At 71.7% G+C, this 18,097-nt stretch carries 17 protein-coding genes and 1 tRNA gene; 15 read left to right on the top strand and 3 right to left on the bottom strand.

Going from position 1 to position 18,097, the window contains the following annotated elements; all coding sequences use genetic code 11:
- The first annotated feature begins 116 nt into the window (after positions 1-116).
- Both dapA and ACT53Q_RS10800 read left to right on the top strand, forming a co-directional pair.
- Positions 117-1,037: a 4-hydroxy-tetrahydrodipicolinate synthase gene (gene dapA, locus ACT53Q_RS10805; protein WP_476186645.1), complete on the top strand. Its 921-nt coding sequence runs from the start codon at positions 117-119 to the stop codon at positions 1,035-1,037.
- Between the two features lie 34 nt (positions 1,038-1,071).
- Positions 1,072-1,611 carry a hypothetical protein gene (locus ACT53Q_RS10800; RefSeq protein WP_476186644.1) on the top strand — a complete coding sequence of 180 codons (540 nt, stop codon included), beginning with the start codon at positions 1,072-1,074 and terminating at the stop codon, positions 1,609-1,611.
- A gap of 107 nt (positions 1,612-1,718) precedes the next feature.
- On the opposite strand, the gene fdxA is transcribed toward ACT53Q_RS10800, so the two are convergent.
- Both fdxA and ACT53Q_RS10790 read right to left on the bottom strand, forming a co-directional pair.
- On the bottom strand, positions 1,719-2,042 hold the full coding sequence (gene fdxA, locus ACT53Q_RS10795; RefSeq protein WP_476186643.1) for a ferredoxin FdxA: 324 nt from the start codon (positions 2,040-2,042) through the stop codon (positions 1,719-1,721).
- A gap of 211 nt (positions 2,043-2,253) precedes the next feature.
- Positions 2,254-2,329 (bottom strand) — tRNA-Glu (locus ACT53Q_RS10790).
- A gap of 162 nt (positions 2,330-2,491) precedes the next feature.
- Between ACT53Q_RS10790 and pcnB the strand changes: the two genes are divergently transcribed.
- The 6 genes from pcnB to pgi all read left to right on the top strand — a co-directional run bounded on the left by pcnB (position 2,492) and on the right by pgi (position 8,242).
- Positions 2,492-3,844 carry a polynucleotide adenylyltransferase PcnB gene (gene pcnB, locus ACT53Q_RS10785; RefSeq protein WP_476186642.1) on the top strand — a complete coding sequence of 451 codons (1,353 nt, stop codon included), beginning with the start codon at positions 2,492-2,494 and terminating at the stop codon, positions 3,842-3,844.
- A gap of 23 nt (positions 3,845-3,867) precedes the next feature.
- Complete coding sequence (gene folK / locus ACT53Q_RS10780) at positions 3,868-4,377, top strand: 2-amino-4-hydroxy-6-hydroxymethyldihydropteridine diphosphokinase (protein ID WP_476186835.1); 510 nt, start codon at positions 3,868-3,870, stop codon at positions 4,375-4,377.
- Between the two features lie 87 nt (positions 4,378-4,464).
- Positions 4,465-5,280 (top strand): 3-methyl-2-oxobutanoate hydroxymethyltransferase, encoded by an 816-nt coding sequence (gene panB / locus ACT53Q_RS10775; protein WP_476186641.1) that lies wholly within the window; start codon positions 4,465-4,467, stop codon positions 5,278-5,280.
- Entirely contained in the window at positions 5,277-5,693 is a 417-nt protein-coding gene (locus ACT53Q_RS10770) for a hypothetical protein (protein WP_476186640.1), read from the top strand. Before panB ends, ACT53Q_RS10770 begins: the two co-directional genes overlap by 4 nt.
- 38 nt (positions 5,694-5,731) lie before the next feature.
- Entirely contained in the window at positions 5,732-6,595 is an 864-nt protein-coding gene (gene panC / locus ACT53Q_RS10765; RefSeq protein WP_476186639.1) for a pantoate--beta-alanine ligase, read from the top strand.
- 120 nt (positions 6,596-6,715) lie between these two features.
- Positions 6,716-8,242 carry a glucose-6-phosphate isomerase gene (gene pgi / locus ACT53Q_RS10760; RefSeq protein WP_476186638.1) on the top strand — a complete coding sequence of 509 codons (1,527 nt, stop codon included), beginning with the start codon at positions 6,716-6,718 and terminating at the stop codon, positions 8,240-8,242.
- A gap of 109 nt (positions 8,243-8,351) precedes the next feature.
- Here pgi and queG read toward each other — a convergent pair whose 3' ends face one another.
- Entirely contained in the window at positions 8,352-9,458 is a 1,107-nt protein-coding gene (queG, locus tag ACT53Q_RS10755) for a tRNA epoxyqueuosine(34) reductase QueG (RefSeq protein WP_476186637.1), read from the bottom strand.
- On the opposite strand from queG, the gene ACT53Q_RS10750 reads away from it, so the two are divergent.
- From ACT53Q_RS10750 to ACT53Q_RS10720, 7 genes are all read left to right on the top strand, one after another.
- The gene (locus ACT53Q_RS10750) at positions 9,457-10,968 is read left to right on the top strand and encodes an NAD(P)H-hydrate dehydratase (RefSeq protein WP_476186636.1); all 1,512 of its coding nucleotides are present in this window, start codon (positions 9,457-9,459) and stop codon (positions 10,966-10,968) included. The two genes, queG and ACT53Q_RS10750, sit on opposite strands and share 2 nt — an antisense overlap.
- A complete protein-coding gene (tsaE, locus tag ACT53Q_RS10745) occupies positions 10,965-11,450 on the top strand; it encodes a tRNA (adenosine(37)-N6)-threonylcarbamoyltransferase complex ATPase subunit type 1 TsaE (protein WP_476186635.1) in 486 nt (161 codons plus the stop codon). Before ACT53Q_RS10750 ends, tsaE begins: the two co-directional genes overlap by 4 nt.
- Positions 11,451-11,538: 88 nt before the next feature.
- Complete coding sequence (locus ACT53Q_RS10740) at positions 11,539-13,074, top strand: N-acetylmuramoyl-L-alanine amidase (RefSeq protein ID WP_476186634.1); 1,536 nt, start codon at positions 11,539-11,541, stop codon at positions 13,072-13,074.
- 97 nt (positions 13,075-13,171) lie between these two features.
- Entirely contained in the window at positions 13,172-15,019 is a 1,848-nt protein-coding gene (gene mutL, locus ACT53Q_RS10735) for a DNA mismatch repair endonuclease MutL (protein ID WP_476186633.1), read from the top strand.
- A complete protein-coding gene (locus ACT53Q_RS10730; protein ID WP_476186632.1) occupies positions 15,019-15,987 on the top strand; it encodes a DUF1684 domain-containing protein in 969 nt (322 codons plus the stop codon). Before mutL ends, ACT53Q_RS10730 begins: the two co-directional genes overlap by 1 nt.
- Positions 15,988-16,123: 136 nt before the next feature.
- Positions 16,124-17,056 carry a DUF1684 domain-containing protein gene (locus ACT53Q_RS10725; protein ID WP_476186631.1) on the top strand — a complete coding sequence of 311 codons (933 nt, stop codon included), beginning with the start codon at positions 16,124-16,126 and terminating at the stop codon, positions 17,054-17,056.
- A 44-nt stretch (positions 17,057-17,100) separates the two neighbouring features.
- Positions 17,101-18,096: a TraB/GumN family protein gene (locus ACT53Q_RS10720; protein ID WP_476186630.1), complete on the top strand. Its 996-nt coding sequence runs from the start codon at positions 17,101-17,103 to the stop codon at positions 18,094-18,096.
- Position 18,097 lies beyond the last annotated feature (1 nt).

The raw sequence follows: 18,097 nt of genomic DNA, 5'->3' as shown, positions 1-18,097 counted from the left end.
CTGTTCAGACCTTCCCAAGTAACATCGCCGCACCGTCGTCGCCCGCGTGCGGCTTCCGGTTCCGCTCCACTCTTCTCGCTCCCTCTTTTTCCGTCAGGCATTCCCAGGGCATCCGCGTGCACCTCTCCGGCAGCATCACCGCGCTGGCCACGCCGTTCACGGCGTCCGGCGCCCTCGATTCCGACGCCTGGGACCGGCTGCTGGAGGCGCAGATCGCCGCCGGCACGCAGGCCGTGGTGGTGGCCGGTTCGACCGGCGAAGCCAATGCCCTCGACGATGCCGAATACGACGCGCTGCTGCGCCGGGCCGTGGCCGTGGTCGCGGGCCGGATCCCGGTCCTCGCCGGCACCGGCCTGCCGAACACCGCCAGGACCATCGCCCTGACCCGTCGCGCCGCCGACTGCGGCGCCGACGCTGCGCTGGTGGTCACGCCGCCGTACGTGCGCCCGACGCAGGCCGGGCTCGTCGCCCATTTCCTCGCCGTGGCGGAGCAGGGCGGTCTGCCGGTGGTGCTCTACAACGTGCCCGGCCGCACCGGCTGCGACCTGCTGCCGGCGACGGTGGCCGAACTGGCGCCGCATCCCGGCATCGTCGGCATCAAGGAAGCCCGGATCGAACCCGAGCGGATGGACGCGCTGCTGGCGCTGGCCTCGCCCGGCTTCGCCGTGCTGTCCGGCGACGATCCGACCGCCGCCCGCGCGATGCTGGCCGGGGCGGCCGGCGTGATCTCCGTCGCCTCGAACGTGATTCCCGCCGCGATGCGCCGGCTCTGCGACCTCGCCCGCGCGGGCGATCGCGCCGCCACCTCCGCGCTTGACGCCGCGCTGGCGCCGATCTTCGATTTCATGGGCGTCGAACCCAATCCGATCCCGGTCAAGGCGATCCTCGCCCGCCAGGGCATCGGCCACGGGCTGCGCCTGCCGCTGACGTCGCTGTCGGCCGCGCATGCCGCCGCCGCGGACGCCGTCGCCGCGCAGGTCGCGACGCTCGAACGCGACGTGGCCGCCGCCGGCACCCGTTTCGCCGCTGCGGGCTGAGCCCGCGGCCGCACCGTTTCCTCCAGGAGTCCGCATGTCCCCGATCCGCCCGAATCTCCGCCTCACCTCGTCCCGCGTCGTGCGGGTCGCGACCCTGGTCGCGATGTCCGCCGCGCTGCTCGGCGCCTCGGGCTGCCACTGGTTCCACAAGAAGGACTACTACTCGGCGGATGCGGCCAACCGCCCGCTGGAATTCCCGCCGGCGTTCGATGCCGCCGAAGCCGAGCGCGCGTCCCGGCCGACCGGCCCGGTGACGCGTTCGTCCCTGCCCGGGGGCGGCGACTCGCCGGTGGTGCAGGCGTCGAGCTTCGCCATCGCCGGCGACCGTGCCACGGCGTTCGCGAAGGTCGGCGAGGCGCTGGCGGCGACGCCGGACCTCAAGGTCGCCAACCGCGCGCAGTTGCTGGGCGCCTTCGACGTCGACTACGGCGGCGAGAAGTTCCTGCTGCGCATCACCGATCTGGACGGCGGCCGCAGCCTCGTGGCCGCGGTCGATCCGCGCGGTCTCCCGGCCGGTGGCCAGGCCGCGGCGAAGCTCATCGCGTCGCTGAAGAAGACCCTCGGCGGGCAGTAAGCGCGCCCGTCGCCGGCGGACACGAAAACGGGCGCCTTGGCGCCCGTTTTCCTTTGCATCGCCGCAAGCCGGGGCCAGCGGCGATCCGGGTCTGCGACGTATGCCGGTCAGCGCTGCAGCAGCGACAGCTTGTCGGGCTTGCCGTCCCATTCCTTGGCATCGGGCAGCGGCTCCTGGCGCGCGGTGATCACCGGCCAGCCCTTCGACAGCTCCTTGTTGAGCGCGACGAATGCCTCCTGGCCGGCCGGGACGTCGTCCTCGGGGTAGATCGCGTTGATCGGGCATTCCGGCTCGCAGAGCGTGCAGTCGATGCACTCGTCCGGATCGATCACGAGGAAGTTGGGGCCTTCATGGAAGCAGTCGACCGGACAGACTTCGACGCAGTCGGTGAATTTGCACTTGATGCAGTTTTCGGTGACGACGAAAGGCATGGGTTCGGTCGGGTCGGGGACGCAGGGCCGCATAGTGTAAGCCGTGCGCGCCCCGGGGCGAAGCCACGGCGATGCACGGGCGACGACCGTGCATCCTGCGGCCGGCGATTCCGGTCTGCGAACCCGCCGAACCAGTTCGTCGAACCCGGGGTTCGATCCCTGCGGTCACGCAAAGAAAAACCCGCGTCTCGCGACGCGGGTTTTCCGGGATTGGCGCTCCCTACGGGATTCGAACCCGTGTTTTAGCCTTGAGAGGGCCACGTCCTGGGCCTCTAGACGAAGGGAGCATTGGAAAGATCGGACTCCGTGGTCGGTACCGGGTTCGTTGGCCGCGAGGGCCGCGCCGGGAGGGCGGGATCGAACGGTCGGTGCCGACATGCCTGCTAGTATAGCGGGTCCCCCGGTCTTGACCAACCTCCTGTTCCATTCGAGCCAGCGATCACCGTTTGATGACCGAATCCACATTTCCGCCGGCCGCCTCCAGGACGATTCCCCGGGACCAGCACGCCATCTCGCGCAAGGACATCAGTCCGAGTGCCTTGCGCGTGCTGTATCGCCTGCACGAGAGCGGCTACGCCGCCTATCTGGTCGGTGGCGCCGTCCGCGACCTCCTGCTGGGCGAGCATCCCAAGGATTTCGACGTGGCCACCAATGCCACGCCGGAGCAGGTCAAGCATCTGTTCCGCAACTGCCGGCTGATCGGTCGCCGTTTCCGTCTGGCGCACGTGGTCTACGGCCGCGAGATCATCGAGGTCGCCACGTTCCGCGCCAACAGCGACGATGGCAGCGGCGACCGCGAGACCGACGAGGACGGGCGCGTGCTGCGCGACAACGTCTACGGCACGATCGAGGACGACGCCGTCCGCCGCGACTTCACCGCCAACGCGCTCTATTACGCGATCGCCGATTTCTCGGTGCGTGACGACGTCGGTGGCTTCGAGGACGTGCAGAACCGGGTGCTGAAGCTGATCGGCGATCCCGAGACCCGCTACCGCGAGGACCCGGTGCGCATGCTGCGCGCGGTGCGCCTCGCGGCGAAGCTGCGCTTCACCATCGATCCGGCCAGCGCCGCGCCGCTGCCGGTGCTGGCGCCGCTGCTGCAGGAAGCGGCCTCGGCGCGCCTGTTCGAGGAATGCCTGAAGCTGTTCCTGTCGGGCAATGCCGAAGCGAGCTTCCTCGGGCTGGAAGCGCACGGCCTGCTGCCGGCGCTGCTGCCGGAGACCGCGAAGGCGCTGGCCGCCAATCGCAGCGGTGCGCTGCGGCGGATGCTGCTGGCGGGCCTGAAGGCCACCGACACCCGCATCGCCGCCGACGAGCCGGTGTCTCCGGCGTTCCTGTTCGCGGTGCTGCTGTGGCCGGCGTATTGCCGCACGCTGGCGATGCTGCAGGCGCAGGGCGTGCATCCGGCCGAAGCCGAACGACGCGCTGCCGATCGCGTGACCCTACACCAGGTGAACACGGTCGCGCTGCCGCGCCGGTTCTCGCTGCCGATGCAGGAGATCTGGCTGTTGCAGTCGCGCTTCCCGCTGCGCCAGCGCAAGCGCGTGGTGCGCCTGCTGGCCCAGCCGCGGTTCCGCGCGGCCTACGACTTCCTGCTGCTGCGGCAGGCCGCGTCGCCCGATCACGCCGCCGACATCGCCTTCTGGGCCGAGGCGCAGCGCGATCCCGACCATGCGCTCGCGGTCGCGGCCCTGCGCACGGCGCCGTCCGACGAGGACGACGGCGGTAGCGGTGGCGAGGGCGACGCCGCGCGGACGCCCCGTCGTCGCCGGCGCCGCCGGCCGACCGCCGTCGGCCACTGATTTCCGGCAGGGCAGACGACGTGGTGGCGCAGCGTCGCGACCCGGTGGTCGCCTACGTCGGTCTGGGCGGCAACGTCGGCGACAGCCTGGGCACGCTGCGCGGGGCCGTCCACCGGCTGATGACCGTGCCGCGCAGCCGCTATCTCGGCGCCTCGCGCCTCTACCGCACGCCGGCCTGGGGGCTCGAGGAGCAGGCCGACTTCGTCAACGGCGTGGTCGCGCTGGAAACCGCGCTGCCGCCGCGGCTGCTGCTGGACGAACTGCTGCGGATCGAACGCGACTTCGGCCGCCGGCGCGTGCCCGGCCGGCGCTGGGGGCCGCGCAGCCTCGACCTCGACCTGCTGCTGTACGGCGACCAGATCGTCGAGACCGCCGGCCTGCGCGTCCCGCACCCGCACCTGCACGAGCGGGCCTTCGCGCTGGTGCCGCTGCTGGATCTGGTCGACGACCTGATCATCCCGGGGCAGGGCAGCGCCCGCGCCGCGCTGGACCGGCTCGGCCGCGCCGGCATCGCCCCGCTGCCGGAACGCTGAGGCGCACCGGCCGGCAGTGCCGGCCAATTCCCCCGAACTGTTACCCTTTACGCCCCGCGGCCGGTCCGCGGCGCCTTCCGGAGCGACATGGCCCTTCCCGACGACAAGCCCTGGACCGTGCCCGCGCTCGCCGATGCCAAGCGCGACGGCCGCCGGCTGGCGATGCTGACCGCCTACGACGCCGTGTTCGCGCGGGTCCTCGATCGCAACGGTACCGACCTGATCCTCGTCGGCGATTCGCTGGGCATGGTGGTGCAGGGCCACGATTCGACCCTGCCGGTGACGGTCGACGCCATCGCCTACCACACCGCCGCCGTCGCCTCGCATCTCAAGCGCGCGCTGCTGGTCGCCGACCTGCCGTTCCAGGCCGACGCCACGCCCGAACGCGCGCTCGACGCCGCCACCCGCCTGCTGCAGGCCGGCGCGCAGATGGTCAAGCTCGAAGGCGCCGGGCCGCACAAGCTCGAGGTCATCCGCTTCCTCGTCGAACGCGAGATCCCGGTGTCCGCGCACCTCGGCCTGACCCCGCAGTCGGTGCTGCGCTTCGGCGGCTTCAAGGTGCAGGGACGCGAGGAACGCGCCGCCGCGAAGCTGCGCGAGGACGCGCAGGCCGTGGCCGACGCCGGCGCCGCGCTGCTGGTGCTGGAATGCGTGCCGACCCCGCTGGCGCAGGCGATCACCGCCGCCAGCCCGATCCCCACCATCGGCATCGGTGCCGGCCCGCACTGCGATGGCCAGGTGCTGGTGCTGCACGATCTGCTCGGCCTCGACGGCGGCCATCGCCGGCCGAAGTTCGTGAAGGATTTCCTCGCCCACGGCGGCTCGGTCGCCGGTGCGGTGCAGGCCTACTGCGCCGCGGTGCGCGACGGCACCTTCCCCGATGCGGAGCACGCCTACCAATGAGTCGACTGATGCCGCTGTTCCCGGCCGCCGTCGCGGTCGCGCTGCTCGCCTCGACGCTCGCGGTCGCCGCGCCGCGCGACGTGCCGGTCGTGGTGGGCGAAGAGGCCGAACTCGACGCCTGCGGCAGTTGGGCGAAGGTCAAGGGCCTCGACCCGAAGGGCGACGGATTCCTCGCCGTGCGCGGCGGACCGGGGTCGGCCTACGCGCTACGTGATCGCTTGCGCGAAGGCGACGAATTCTTCGTCTGCAGCTACTCGCGCGACAACAAGTGGCTGGCGATCGTCTATCCGCGCAAGGGACAGCACCCCGGCGACTGCGGCGTGTCCACGTCACTGTCGAAGCCGACCGCATACCACGGCCCCTGCGCCTGGGGCTGGGTCCACGGCAAGTGGACCGAATTCCTGGCCGGCTGAGCCCGTCCCGGCGCCTCGCACACTCCTTTCGGAAGCCCATGATCGAAACCATCACCGACCTGTCGCGCCTGCGCGAACGCATCCTCGGCTGGCGCCGCGAGGGGCTGCGCATCGGCTTCGTGCCGACGATGGGCAACCTGCATGCGGGCCACTATTCGCTGGTCGCGCTGGCGCGGCAACACGCGGACCGGATCATTTCCAGCGTGTTCGTGAACCCGACCCAGTTCGGGCCGAACGAGGACTTCACCCGCTACCCGCGCACGCCCGAAGCCGACACCAGCGGGCTCGAAGCCGCCGGCTGCGATGCGCTGTGGCTGCCGACGGTGGAATCGATGTATCCGTTCGGTGTCGATCTCGCGGTGCGCATGCGCGTGCCCGGCGTCGCCGACGTGCTGGAAGGTGCGCATCGCCCCGGGCATTTCGACGGTGTCTGCACGGTGGTCGCGCGCCTGTTCAACCAGGTGCAGCCGGACGTGGCCGCGTTCGGCAAGAAGGACTACCAGCAGCTCGCGGTGATCCAGCAGATGGTCACCGATCTGGCGTATCCGCTGACGCTGCTGCGCGGCGACATCGTGCGCGAGGCGGACGGCCTCGCGATGAGCTCGCGCAACCAGTACCTGTCGCCGACCGAGCGCGTCACCGCCGCGGAAATCAATCGCACGCTGCACTTCATGCGCGAACGCCTGGAAAGCGGCGCGCCGCGCACCGAGGTCGAAGCCGAGGCGACGCTGCGCCTGGTGCGCGCCGGTTATCTCGTCGACTACGCCGCGATCCGCGCGCCGGACCTGTCCGAGCCTGCCGACGGCAGCGGCCCGCGCGTGGCGCTGATCGCGGCGCGGCTGGGCCGGACCCGATTGATCGATAACATCGAATTCAACATCGGCGAACTCGTCGTCGATTGAGGCGTTGCGCCGGCGTAGCGGAACGCGTCGGCGCTGGATTCGTATGCAGCGGCCGCGCGCCCGTCCCGCCGCGGCGCGATCTGGCAAGATAACGGCCTCGCGCACGCTTTCGAGGTCGTCATGTCCCTGCCGCCCGATGCCCTGTCCGCCGCGCTGCTGCCGCATGCACGGCGCCTCGACGCCACGCCCATCGCCCGCCTGATCGCCGACGACCCGACGCGGCCGCGCGATTTCGCGCTGCGCGTCGGCCCGCTGTACGCGAACTTCGCGCGCCAGCACGTCGATCGCGACGCGGTCGAAGCGCTGTTCACGCTGGCCGAGGCCGCGGATCTGTCGTCCGCGATCCGCCGCCTGTTCGACGGCCATCCGGTGAACGCCACCGAAGGTCGCGCCGCGCTGCACACGTCGTTGCGCAGCGAACTGTCCGACACCGTCCACGCCCGCGAGGCGTCCGCGCAGGCGCGCGAAGCCCGCGCGCGCATGGCCGCGCTGGTCGCGCAGGTGCGCGCGTTGGGCGTGACCGACGTGGTCAGCGTCGGCATCGGCGGCTCCGACCTCGGCCCGCGGCTCGTGGTCGACGCGCTGCACGATGCGGTCGACGGCGAGGCCGGCCTGCGCGTGCACTTCGTGTCGAACGTCGACGGCAACGCCGTGCGCCGCGTGCTCGCGCTGCTGGATCCGGCGAAGACCGCGGCGGTGCTGATTTCCAAGACCTTCGGCACCCAGGAAACGCTGCTCAACGGCCGCGTGGTGCGCGACTGGCTGGGCGACGACCGCCGCGTGTACGCGGTCAGCGCGAACGTCGATCGCGCCGCCGCGTTCGGCATCGACGCGGACCGCATCCTGCCGATGTGGGACTGGGTCGGCGGCCGCTATTCGCTGTGGTCGGCGGTGGGCTTCCCGATCGCGCTGGCGATCGGCATGGACGGCTTCGAGCGGTTGCTCGCCGGCGCCGCCGTCATGGATGCGCACGTCCACGCGACGCCGCTGCGCGAGAACCTCGCGGTGTGGCATGCGCTCACCGCGGTCTGGAACCGCAACGCCGAACATCTCGCTTCGCAGGCGGTGCTGCCGTACGACGAACGCCTGCGCCTGCTGCCGAATTACCTGCAGCAGTTGGTGATGGAAAGCCTCGGCAAATCGGTGCGCCTCGACGGCGACCTGCTGACCAACGACACCGTGCCGGTGTGGTGGGGCGGAGCGGGCACCGACACCCAGCACAGCTTCTTCCAGGCGCTGCACCAGGGCACGCAGATCGTGCCGGCCGACTTCATCGGCGTGATCCGCGCCGACCACGCGCACGAAGCGAACCATGCGGCGTTGCTCGCCAACCTGCTGGCCCAGACCGAAGCCTTCGCCAACGGCCGCGCCAGCGACGATCCGCATCGCGCCTACGCCGGCGATCGCCCGAGCACACTGCTGCTGCTCGACGCGCTCACGCCGGAATCGCTGGGCGCGCTGATCGCGCTGTACGAACACAGCGTGTACCTGCAGGCGGTGCTGTGGGGCATCAACGCTTTCGACCAGTTCGGCGTCGAACTCGGCAAGGAAGTCGCGAATGCCCTGCTGCCTGCGTTGCGCGGCGAAGGCGAGGCCACGGACCCGGTGACGCAGGCGCTGCTGGCGGAGATTCGCGCGCGCGGCTGATCCTGCTTCTGGTAGAGCGGCCTTCAGGCCGCTGCTTTCGAGAGACAAAAGAGCAGCGGCCTGAAGGCCGTTCTACCAAAAGCAACATTCGGCCGAACTGCGTTCCGCTCTAAGCTGCGATGCCATGTCGCGCCAGCGCCCATTCGACGTGTTCGCGCACCATCGCGCTGTCGAAGGTCGCGGCGTCGAGGGTGCGGCGGGCTTCGAGCGCGGCGACGACTTCGGGTGTCGTCGGCGCATTGCCCAGCGCAATCGCGAGGTTGCGCAGCCAGCGGGCGTAGCCGCTGCGGCGGATCGGCGAGCCTTCGGTGCGTTGCAGGAATTCGTCTTCGGTCCATCCGAACAAGTCGACCAGCGACGCCTTGTCGAGATCGTTGCGGGTGCGGAAATCCGGCTCGTCCGTGCGCTGCGCGAACTTGTTCCAGGGGCAGACGAGCTGGCAGTCGTCGCAGCCGAAGATGCGGTTGCCGATCAGCGGGCGCAGGTCTTCGTCGATCGCGCCTTCGTGCTCGATGGTGAGATAGGCGATGCAGCGGCGCGCGTCGAGCCGGTACGGCGCGACGATCGCCTGCGTCGGGCACACGTCGATGCAGCGCGTGCAGGTGCCGCAGTGCGCGGTCGCCGGCGGATCGACCGGCAGCGGCAGGTCGACGTAGAGTTCGCCGAGGAAGAACCACGAGCCGCCGTCGCGATCGATCAGGCAGGTGTGCTTGCCGATCCAGCCGAGGCCGGCGTTGCGCGCGAGGGCGCGCTCCAGCACCGGCGCCGAGTCGACGAACACGCGATGCCCGAACGGCCCGATCTCCGCGGCGACGCGGTCGGCCAGCTTCTGCAGGCGCATGCGCATCAGCTTGTGGTAGTCGCGGCCCAGCGCGTAGCGCGCGACGTAGGCGCGTTCGCCGTCGTCCAGCGTCGCCCAGGCTTCGTCGGGATCGCGGCCGTAGTCGAGGCCGACCGAGATCACCCGCACCGTGCCCGGCACCAGTTCCGCCGGCCGGCTGCGCTTGTCGCCGTGCTCGGCCATCCAGCGCATCGACCCGTGCAGCCCCTGCGCCAGCCAGTCGCGCAGATGCGTCTCGTCTTCGTGCAGCGCCACGTCGGCGATGCCACAGCGGCGGAAGCCGAATTCGCCCGCCAGCGCCTTGATGCGCTGCGCCAGGGCGTCGAGGTCGGGCGTCGATTCGCGGTCCACCGCGGAAGTATAGAATCCCGGCATGCGCCCGTTCCCGCTCCACGATCTGCCGAAGCTCTACCGCAGCGGCGCCGTGCGCGCCGCCGAGCAGGCCGCGATGGCGCGGTTCGGCCTCGACGAGGACGACCTGATGGCGCGCGCCGGGCTCGCGGCCTGGCGCCTGCTGCTGGAACGCTGGCCGCAGGCGCAGCGCATCGGCATCGCCTGCGGGCCGGGCAACAACGGTGGCGATGGCTACGTGCTGGCCGAACTGGCCCGCGCCTCCGGCCGCCACGTGTTCGTGGTGCGGCTGGACGACAGCGTGAAGCCCGGCGCCGCGCAGCGCGCGGCCGAGGCCTTCGTGCAGGCGGGCGGCGAGGTGTCGACCTATCGCCCCGACGGCGCATTGCCGTCGGCCGACGTCTGGGTCGACGCGCTGTTCGGCATCGGCCTGCATCGCGCGCTGGACGGGGCCGCTGCCGCCTTCGTCGCGGCGCTGAACCACGACGCGCCGATCCTCGCCCTCGACGTGCCGTCCGGCGTCGATGCCGACACCGGCGACGACCACGGTCTGTCGGTGCGCGCGACGATCACCCAGACCTTCATCGCCGGCAAGCCCGGCCTGTTCACCGGCCGCGGCCGGGTCGCGGCGGGCGAGGTGGTGATCGATCCGCTGGGGCTGGTTGAACACGTCTTCGGCGATCTGGAACCGGCGGCGCTGCTCGCGCGGCCACCGGCACTCGCGCACGGGTTCGCGCCGCGCGCCCGCGACGCGCACAAGGGCCATTTCGGCACGGTGCTGTGCATCGGCGGCGATCACGGCTACGGCGGTGCGATCGCGCTGTGCGCCGAAGCCGCGCACCGTGTCGGCGCCGGGCTGGTGAGTGCGGCGACCCGCGCCGAGCACGTGCCGGTGCTGCTGGCGCGTCGCCCGGAAACGATGGCGCGCGCGGTCGATACCACCGACGCGCTGTGGCCGCTGCTGGATCGCTGCACGGTGATCGCCGTCGGTCCGGGACTCGGGCACGAGGCGTGGGGGCGCATGCTGCTCGACGCCGCGCTCGCCGCGGGCCGTCCGACCGTGGTCGATGCCGATGCCCTGAATCTGCTCGCGGCTACGCCGGAACGCCTGGCGGGGCATCCGCTGGCGGTGTTCACGCCGCATCCGGGCGAAGCGGCGCGCCTGCTCGGCCGCGCCGTCTCCGAACTCGAAGCCGATCGCGTCGGCGCCGCGCGCACACTGGCCGAGCGCACCGGCGGCGCGGTGGTCTGGAAGGGCGCCGGCACGGTCATCGCCGCGCCCGGCGCGACGCCGGTGCTCGTCGATGCCGGCAATCCCGGCATGGCCACGGGCGGCATGGGCGACGTGCTCACCGGCACGATCGCCGGCCTGCTTGCGCAGGGACAGGCGCCATTCGAGGCCGCGGTCTGCGGCGCACTGCTGCACGCCGCCGCCGGCGATGCCGCCGCGCGCGAGGGCGGCGAACGCGGCCTGCTGCCGTCGGACCTGTTCCCGCACCTGCGCCGGCTGGCGAACCCGGGCGCCGGCGCGTGAGCGACCCGGTCGACCTCTTCCTCGCGGATGCCGAGGCCACCGCGCGGCTGGCGCAGGCGCTGGCACGGACGGCACCGCGGCCGGCGGTCGTGCTGCTCCACGGCGACCTCGGCGCCGGCAAATCCACGCTGGCCCGCGCCTGGCTGCGGGCGCTGGGCGTGATCGGCGCGATCCGCAGCCCGACCTACACGCTGGTCGAGCGCTATCCGCTGGCGACCGGCGGCGAGGCCCTGCATCTGGACCTGTACCGGATCGGCGACGGTGCCGAACTGGAATTCCTCGGTCTGGACGACGCCGATGCGCTGCTGTGGCTGGTCGAATGGCCGGAGCGGGGCGGGGATGCGCTGCCGCCGGCCGACCTGCGGATCACGCTGGCGATGGAGGCCGACGGACGGCGCGCGACGCTCGTTCCCCTCGGTCCGGCCGGGACGCCGTGGCTGGCCCGGGCGACGGCCGGGCAGTCGCTTGCCGCACCAACCTGACCCTGAGCGAAAGGAAGTTCCGTCAGGTCACGGATTATCAAGGGAAAACCGCTTGAAAAATCCCCGGGCTGGTGGTTGACTACCGCCCATGCGCGTGAAGGGGATCACTGTTCAGCAGATCATCCTGGGCCTCGCCTTGCTGGCGGCCCTGTGCTGGAACCTTGCCCACGCCAATGAAATCAGCCAGTTGCAGGTGACCGAGGGTCCCACCGGCACCCGTGCCGAGCTGCATCTGAGCGCCGAGGCGCCGTACCGCACGCTGCGGCTGTCCAATCCCGAACGTTTCGTCGTCGATCTGCCCGACACCGCGGCCGCACGCCTGCGGCTGCCCGCGCCGGCCGGCGTCGTCCGCGCCGTGCGCAGCGGCCAGCCCGCGCCGGGCACCACCCGCATCGTCTTCGACCTCGCCCAGCCGGTCGTGCCGCTGAAGCCGCACGTCGAGCGTGCCGGCGATGGCAGCGTCCGCCTGGTGCTGGAGTGGCCCGGCGACGGCAAGTTCGCCGCGACGCCGCCCGCGCCGGTTCCGGCAGCGTCTGTTCCGGCAGCGCCAGTCCCGACCGCTCCGATTCCTGCCGCGCCGCAGCCGTCGGCACCGACTGTGTCCGCGCCGGCGTCGACGGCCGGGACGACTTCGCCCGCGACCAACCGCCCGATGACGCCGGCCGCCCCGGGCGTGCGTCCGGCCATGCCGACGACCCCGCCGGCCTCGGCATCGCAGCCGCCGGTCGTGCAGGCGCCGCCGCTCGCCGCTCTGCCGCCCGCCGACAAGCCGGTCGACAAGCCCGCGCCGGCCGCCGATCCGCTGCCGCCGCCCGGCAAGCCGCTGCGCGACCTGCGCCCGGGCACGCGGCCGCTGATCATCGCCATCGACGCTGGCCACGGCGGGCAGGATCCCGGCGCGCACGGCCCGACCGGCAAGCGCGAGAAGGACGTCACCCTCGCCATCGCCCGCGAACTGGCCCGCCAGGTCAACGCCACGCCCGGGCTGAAGGCCTACCTCACCCGCGACACCGACGTCTTCCTGCCGCTGCCGCGCCGCACCCAGCTCGCGCGCCAGGCGAAGGCGGACATGTTCATCTCGATCCACGCCGACGCGGCCGAGAACCGCGCCGCCAAGGGCTCGTCGGTGTTCGTGCTGTCGCTGCGCGGCGCGTCCTCGCAGCGCGCGCGCTGGCTCGCCGACAAGGAAAACGCCGCGGACATGATCGGTGGCGGTGCGCTGCCGCGCGCCGACAACACGCTGGCGTCGGTGCTGATCGACCTCACCCAGAGCGGCCAGATGAAGGCCTCCGAGGATGCGGCCGGCCACGTGCTGTCCGGACTCAAGGCGATCGGCAACAACCACAAGCCGGGCATCGAGCGCGCGAACTTCGCGGTGCTGCGCACCTCGGACATGCCGGCGATGCTGGTCGAGACCGCGTTCATCTCGAACCCCGCCGAAGAGAGCCGCCTGACCGATCCCGCCTACCAGCGCACGATCGCGAAGGCCGTGCTGCAGGGCGTCGACACCTATTTCACGCGGCAGCCGCCGCCGGGCACCCTGTACGCGGTGCGTGCGCGCATGTCCGAGGCGACCGTCGTCGCCAGCGCCGGCAGCCTGACCGCGAACGGCGGCAGTCCGTAATCCCGCAACGGTCGCGGCGACGCGCACGGTTCGCCGCTGCGGGCGGGCGGTATCATCCCGGGTCATCCCCCGACGCCCCACGGCGACCGCGCCCGACGTGACCATCCGCCCGCTGCCCGACACCCTCGTCAACCAGATCGCCGCCGGCGAGGTCATCGAACGCCCGGCGTCGGTGGTGAAGGAACTGGTGGAGAACGCGATCGACGCCGGCGCGCGCCGCATCGACATCGACCTGGAAGAGGGCGGCGTGCGGCTGATCCGCATCCGCGACGACGGCGGCGGCATCGCGCCGGACGAGCTGGCGCTCGCGGTGCAGCGTCACGCCACCAGCAAGATCGCATCGCTGGACGATCTGGAAGGCGTGTCCACGCTCGGTTTCCGCGGCGAGGCGCTGCCGTCGATCGCGTCGGTGAGCCGGTTCCTGATCGCCTCGCGCCGTCACGACGACGACCGCGGCACCGCGCTGAACGTCGACGGCGGCAAGGTCGGCGACCCGATCCCGAAGCAGCAGCCGACCGGCACCACGGTCGAGGTGCGCGACCTGTTCTACAACGTGCCGGCGCGACGCAAGTTCCTGCGCGCCGAGCGCACCGAACTGGGCCACATCGAGGAATGGCTGCGGCAGCTGGCGCTGGCGCGCCCCGAGGTCGAACTGCGCGTGAGCCACAACGGCAAGCCGCTGCGCAGGTACAAGGGCGACGGCGACGCGCTGTTCTCCGGCGACCGCCTCGGCGAGACGCTGGGCAAGGAGTTCCTCGACCACGCGCTGCGCGTCGACCACGAAGCGCCGCTGTCCACCGACAGCCGCAGCCTGATCCGCCTGCGCGGCTGGATCGCGCAGCCGGCGTATTCGCGCGCCGGCACCGACCAGCAGTACCTGTTCGTCAACGGCCGCGCGGTGCGCGACCGCAGCGTGGCGCATGCGGTGAAGCAGGCGTACGCGGACGTGCTGTTCCACGGCCGCCAGCCGGCGTACGTGCTGTTCCTCGACGTCGATCCGCGCCGCGTGGACGTCAACGTGCATCCGGCCAAGCATGAAGTGCGCTTCCGCGATGCGCGCGCCATCCACGATTTCGTCTACCGCACGCTGCAGGCGGCGCTGGCCGAGACCCGCGCCGGCGCGCCGGCGGGCGCATCGACGGCGGAGGCGTTGCCCGCGTTCGGCGAGATGCCGTCGTCATTCGCGCAACCGGGCGTCGGTGCGCCGTCGCCGATGGCGTGGAACCGGCCGATGCCGCAGACCGGCCTCGGCCTGCGCGTGGACGACGCGCGCGCGGCGTATGCGGCGCTGTATGCCGGACCGCCGTCGTCCTCGCCGCAGCCCGCGGTGCGGCCGCTGCCGGAGACCGCCGACGGCGAGGTGCCGCCGCTGGGCTACGCCGTCGCGCAGCTGCACGGCATCTACATCCTCAGCGAAACCGCGGACGGCCTCGTCGTGGTCGACATGCATGCCGCGCACGAACGCATCGGCTACGAGAAGCTGAAGTCGGCGCACGACGGCGTCGGCGTGCGCGTGCAGCCGCTGCTGGTGCCGCAGACGCTGGCGGTGTCCGAACGCGAGGCCGAGGCCGCGGAGCGCGAGACCGACACGCTGGCGGCGCTGGGCTTCGAGGTCACCCGCAGCGGGCCGCAGACGCTGATCCTGCGCGGGGTGCCGGCACTGCTGGCCGACGGCGACATCGAAGCGCTGTTGCGCGACGTCGTCGCCGATCTGGTCGAGCACGGCGCCTCGCGGCGCGTCGCCGGTGCGCGCGACGAACTGCTGGCGACGATGGCCTGCCACGGCGCGGTGCGCGCCAACCGCCGGCTCACGCTGCCGGAGATGAATGCCCTGCTGCGCGAGATGGAAGCCACCGAGCGCTCCGGGCAATGCAATCATGGCCGTCCGACCTGGGCGGCGTTCACGCTGGGCGAGATCGACCGCTGGTTCCTGAGGGGGCGCTGATGAAGACGAAACACCTGACCGTCGCGATGCTGGCGGGCCTGATCGCGATGACCGCCTGCGACCGCACGCCGCCCGCGGCATCGACGACGCCCGCGCCGACGCCTGCCGCGGCACCTGCCGCCGCGCCGGTGCCGGCCGATTACGTCGCCGGCGAAGACGCGTGGCGGCGCGAACAGGACGCGGCGCTGCGCGATCCGAAGAGCAGCTGGCTCACCGTCGTCGGCCTGCACTGGGTGACGCCGCAGACCCGCACCGTCGGCAGCGCCGAGGGACAGGACCTGCGCCTCGCGTTGGGCCCGGTCCGGCTGGGCATCGTCAACCTGGACGGCACGCAGCTGCATTTCACGCCCGCTCCGTCGGCCGACGTGACCGTGGACGGCAAGCCGGTCGTGGGCCGCATCGCGCTGCAGGACGACAAGTCCGGCGCACCGACGCGGCTGTCCTACGACGGCGGCAAGGGCACGCTGTGGGTGATCGAGCGCTCGGGCCGCTACGGCCTGCGCGAACGGCATGCGGACGCGCCGGCGCTGAAGGCCGTGGTGCCGCAGGTCTACTGGCCGGTCGATCCGTCGTGGCGCGTCGAGGCGACGCTGGAACCGCACCCGGCGGGCACCACGATCGAGATCGTCAACGTGCTCGGCGACCGCAACCAGGTCCCGAATCCCGGCGCGCTGGTGTTCACGCGCGACGGCAAGTCGTTCCGCATGGAAGTGACCGGCGAGAACCTGTCCGAACTCTCGGGCGTGTTCGCCGACCGCACCAACGGCCGCGAGAGCTACGGCGCCGGGCGCTTCATCGACCCGCAGGGGCCGGATGCGCAGGGCCGCTACGTGCTCGACTTCAACCGCGCCTACAACCCGCCGTGCGCGTTCACCGCGTTCGCGACCTGTCCGCTGCCGCCGCCGTCGAACCGCCTGGACCTCGTGGTGACCGCCGGCGAAAAGAAGTATCCCGGCAGTCCGCACTGACCCCGGTACCGACCCCCGGCACCGACCCCCGGCACCGACCCTCAACCCTGATCCCGACTGCGCCAACGGAGGGCGCTGCACGATGCCCGCGAGCCTTGCCATGACGATCCCCGCGCCTGGAATCCGTTCCCGATCGATGCGCCCGTTCGCCGCCCTGCTGCTGCCGCTGCTGGGCGTGCTCGCCGGCTGCGGCGACAAGGCCGGCGAGAAGATCGCCGCGCCCAGCGCAGAGCAGCAGCAGTACATCGCCGGCGAGCAGCTCTGGCGCACGCAGCGGCGCGAGGCGCTGGTCACGCCCGACGGCTGGACCACGCTGGTCGGCCTGCACTGGCTCACGCTGAAGTCGCACTACATCGGCAGCGGCGAGCGCAGCGGCATCCGTCTCGCGGCGGGGCCGGTGGCGCTGGGCATGGTCACCCGCAACAACGGCTCGGTGACGTTCACGCCCGAGCGTGGCCTCGTGCTCACGCTCGACGGCCAGCCGCTGACCGCTTCGCGGGTGGATTTGCGCACCGATCGCGAAGGCCCGGCCAGCGTGGTCGGGTTCGACGACGGCCGCGGCCAGATGACGGTGATCGACCGCGCCGGCAACCTCGCGTTGCGCATCAAGCACGCCGATGCGCTGACCCGCACCCAGTTCAAGGGGCTCGACTACTGGCCGCCGCAGCTCGACTGGCGGATCACCGCGAAGTTCATCCCGCACCCGGCCGGCACCACGCTGGACGTGGTCGACATCGCCGGCATGACCGAGACGCTGCCGAATCCCGGCGCGCTCGAATTCCAGCGCGACGGCCGCACCTTCCAGCTCGAGACCCTCGACGAGGGCGACGAAACGCTGTCGGTGATCTTCGCCGACAACACCAGCGGCCACGAGACCTACGGCCAGGGCCGGCGCATCGACGTGCTGCGCCCCGACACCAGCGGCCAGGTGGTGATCGACTTCAACCGCGCCTACAACCCGCCCGCGGCCTTCACCCTGTTCTCGACCTGCGCGCTGCCGCCGAACCAGAACCGCATCGATCTCGCCGTCACCGCCGGCGAGAAACGCTACGGCGGCCCGCGCCAGTGACCGGCGGCCCGTCCCGCGTCTCCCCCGCACGCACAAGGATTCCCATGCGCCTGTTCCCGTCGTCCCGAATGCTCCGCACCCTCGCGCCCGCGCTGCTCGCTGCCGCACTGCTGCCGGCGATCGCCGGCGCGGCCGCCAAACCGGCGCCCGCCGCGTCCGCCTCGACCGCCTCGCCGCCGGTGCCGCTGCTGTGGAAGGTGTCGGATGCGGACAACGCGATCTACCTGCTCGGCTCGTTCCATGTGCTGAAGGCCGACGACTACCCGCTGTCGAAGGACATCGACGCCGCGTTCGACGACGCCGAGGCGCTGGCGTTCGAGATCGCGCCGGAAGAGATGACGTCGCCGCAGCTCGGCATGGCGATGGCCAAGGCCGCGCTGCGCACGGACGGCAAGCGGCTGGGCGACACGCTGCCGCCGGAGACCGCGAAGCAGTTCGATGCCTGGGTCGCCGCGAACGGCGATGCGCTGATGAAGACCGGACTCCCCGGCCCGGCGTTGCAGATGTTCGAGCCGTGGTTCGCCGGCATGATCGTGTCGCTCACCGAGATGGGCAAGTTCGGGCTCGATCCCGCCAACGGCCTCGACATGCGCATGATCCAGCGCGCGGCCGGCGCGTCGAAGCCGGCGACGGGCCTGGAGCTGGGCAGCGACCAGATCGCGCTGTTCGACGGCATGGAACCCGACCAGCAGGTGCAGTTCCTGCAGGAATCGCTGGGCGATGCCGAAGGCGCGCGCCAGGAGATCGAAAAGCTGCACGCCGACTGGCGCCGCGGTGATGCGAAGGCGCTATGGAACGGCATGGCTGCGGACATGCGCGCGAAGTATCCGGCGCTGTACCAGCGCATCAACGTCGCCCGCAACGACGCCTGGGTGCCGAAGCTGCAGCGCATGCTCGACGACGCGCACGACAAGGACACGCTGGTGGTGGTCGGCAGCCTGCACCTGCTGGGCAGCGACGGCGTGGTCGAGAAGCTGCGCGCGAAGGGCTACAAGGTCGAGCGCGTCTGCTCGGGCTGCACCGACGCGTCGGCGAAGTGAG

This window comes from Lysobacter sp. DMC97, from assembly GCF_056313745.1.
The sequence above is the reverse complement of the archived record's forward strand: the minus strand, read 5'-3'. Positions and strand labels throughout refer to the sequence as shown.

What these genes read in the sequence shown, in the direction of transcription:
- ACT53Q_RS10800 (WP_476186644.1), top strand. Translation starts at nt 1,072, where the DNA reads ATGTCCCCGATCCGCCCGAATCTCCGCCTCACCTCGTCCCGCGTCGTG.
- fdxA (WP_476186643.1), bottom strand. Translation starts at nt 2,042, where the DNA reads ATGCCTTTCGTCGTCACCGAAAACTGCATCAAGTGCAAATTCACCGAC.
- pcnB (WP_476186642.1), top strand. Translation starts at nt 2,492, where the DNA reads ATGACCGAATCCACATTTCCGCCGGCCGCCTCCAGGACGATTCCCCGG.
- panB (WP_476186641.1), top strand. Translation starts at nt 4,465, where the DNA reads ATGGCCCTTCCCGACGACAAGCCCTGGACCGTGCCCGCGCTCGCCGAT.
- ACT53Q_RS10770 (WP_476186640.1), top strand. Translation starts at nt 5,277, where the DNA reads ATGAGTCGACTGATGCCGCTGTTCCCGGCCGCCGTCGCGGTCGCGCTG.
- panC (WP_476186639.1), top strand. Translation starts at nt 5,732, where the DNA reads ATGATCGAAACCATCACCGACCTGTCGCGCCTGCGCGAACGCATCCTC.
- pgi (WP_476186638.1), top strand. Translation starts at nt 6,716, where the DNA reads ATGTCCCTGCCGCCCGATGCCCTGTCCGCCGCGCTGCTGCCGCATGCA.
- ACT53Q_RS10750 (WP_476186636.1), top strand. Translation starts at nt 9,457, where the DNA reads ATGCGCCCGTTCCCGCTCCACGATCTGCCGAAGCTCTACCGCAGCGGC.
- queG (WP_476186637.1), bottom strand. Translation starts at nt 9,458, where the DNA reads ATGCCGGGATTCTATACTTCCGCGGTGGACCGCGAATCGACGCCCGAC.
- ACT53Q_RS10740 (WP_476186634.1), top strand. Translation starts at nt 11,539, where the DNA reads ATGCGCGTGAAGGGGATCACTGTTCAGCAGATCATCCTGGGCCTCGCC.
- ACT53Q_RS10730 (WP_476186632.1), top strand. Translation starts at nt 15,019, where the DNA reads ATGAAGACGAAACACCTGACCGTCGCGATGCTGGCGGGCCTGATCGCG.
- ACT53Q_RS10725 (WP_476186631.1), top strand. Translation starts at nt 16,124, where the DNA reads ATGCGCCCGTTCGCCGCCCTGCTGCTGCCGCTGCTGGGCGTGCTCGCC.
- ACT53Q_RS10720 (WP_476186630.1), top strand. Translation starts at nt 17,101, where the DNA reads ATGCGCCTGTTCCCGTCGTCCCGAATGCTCCGCACCCTCGCGCCCGCG.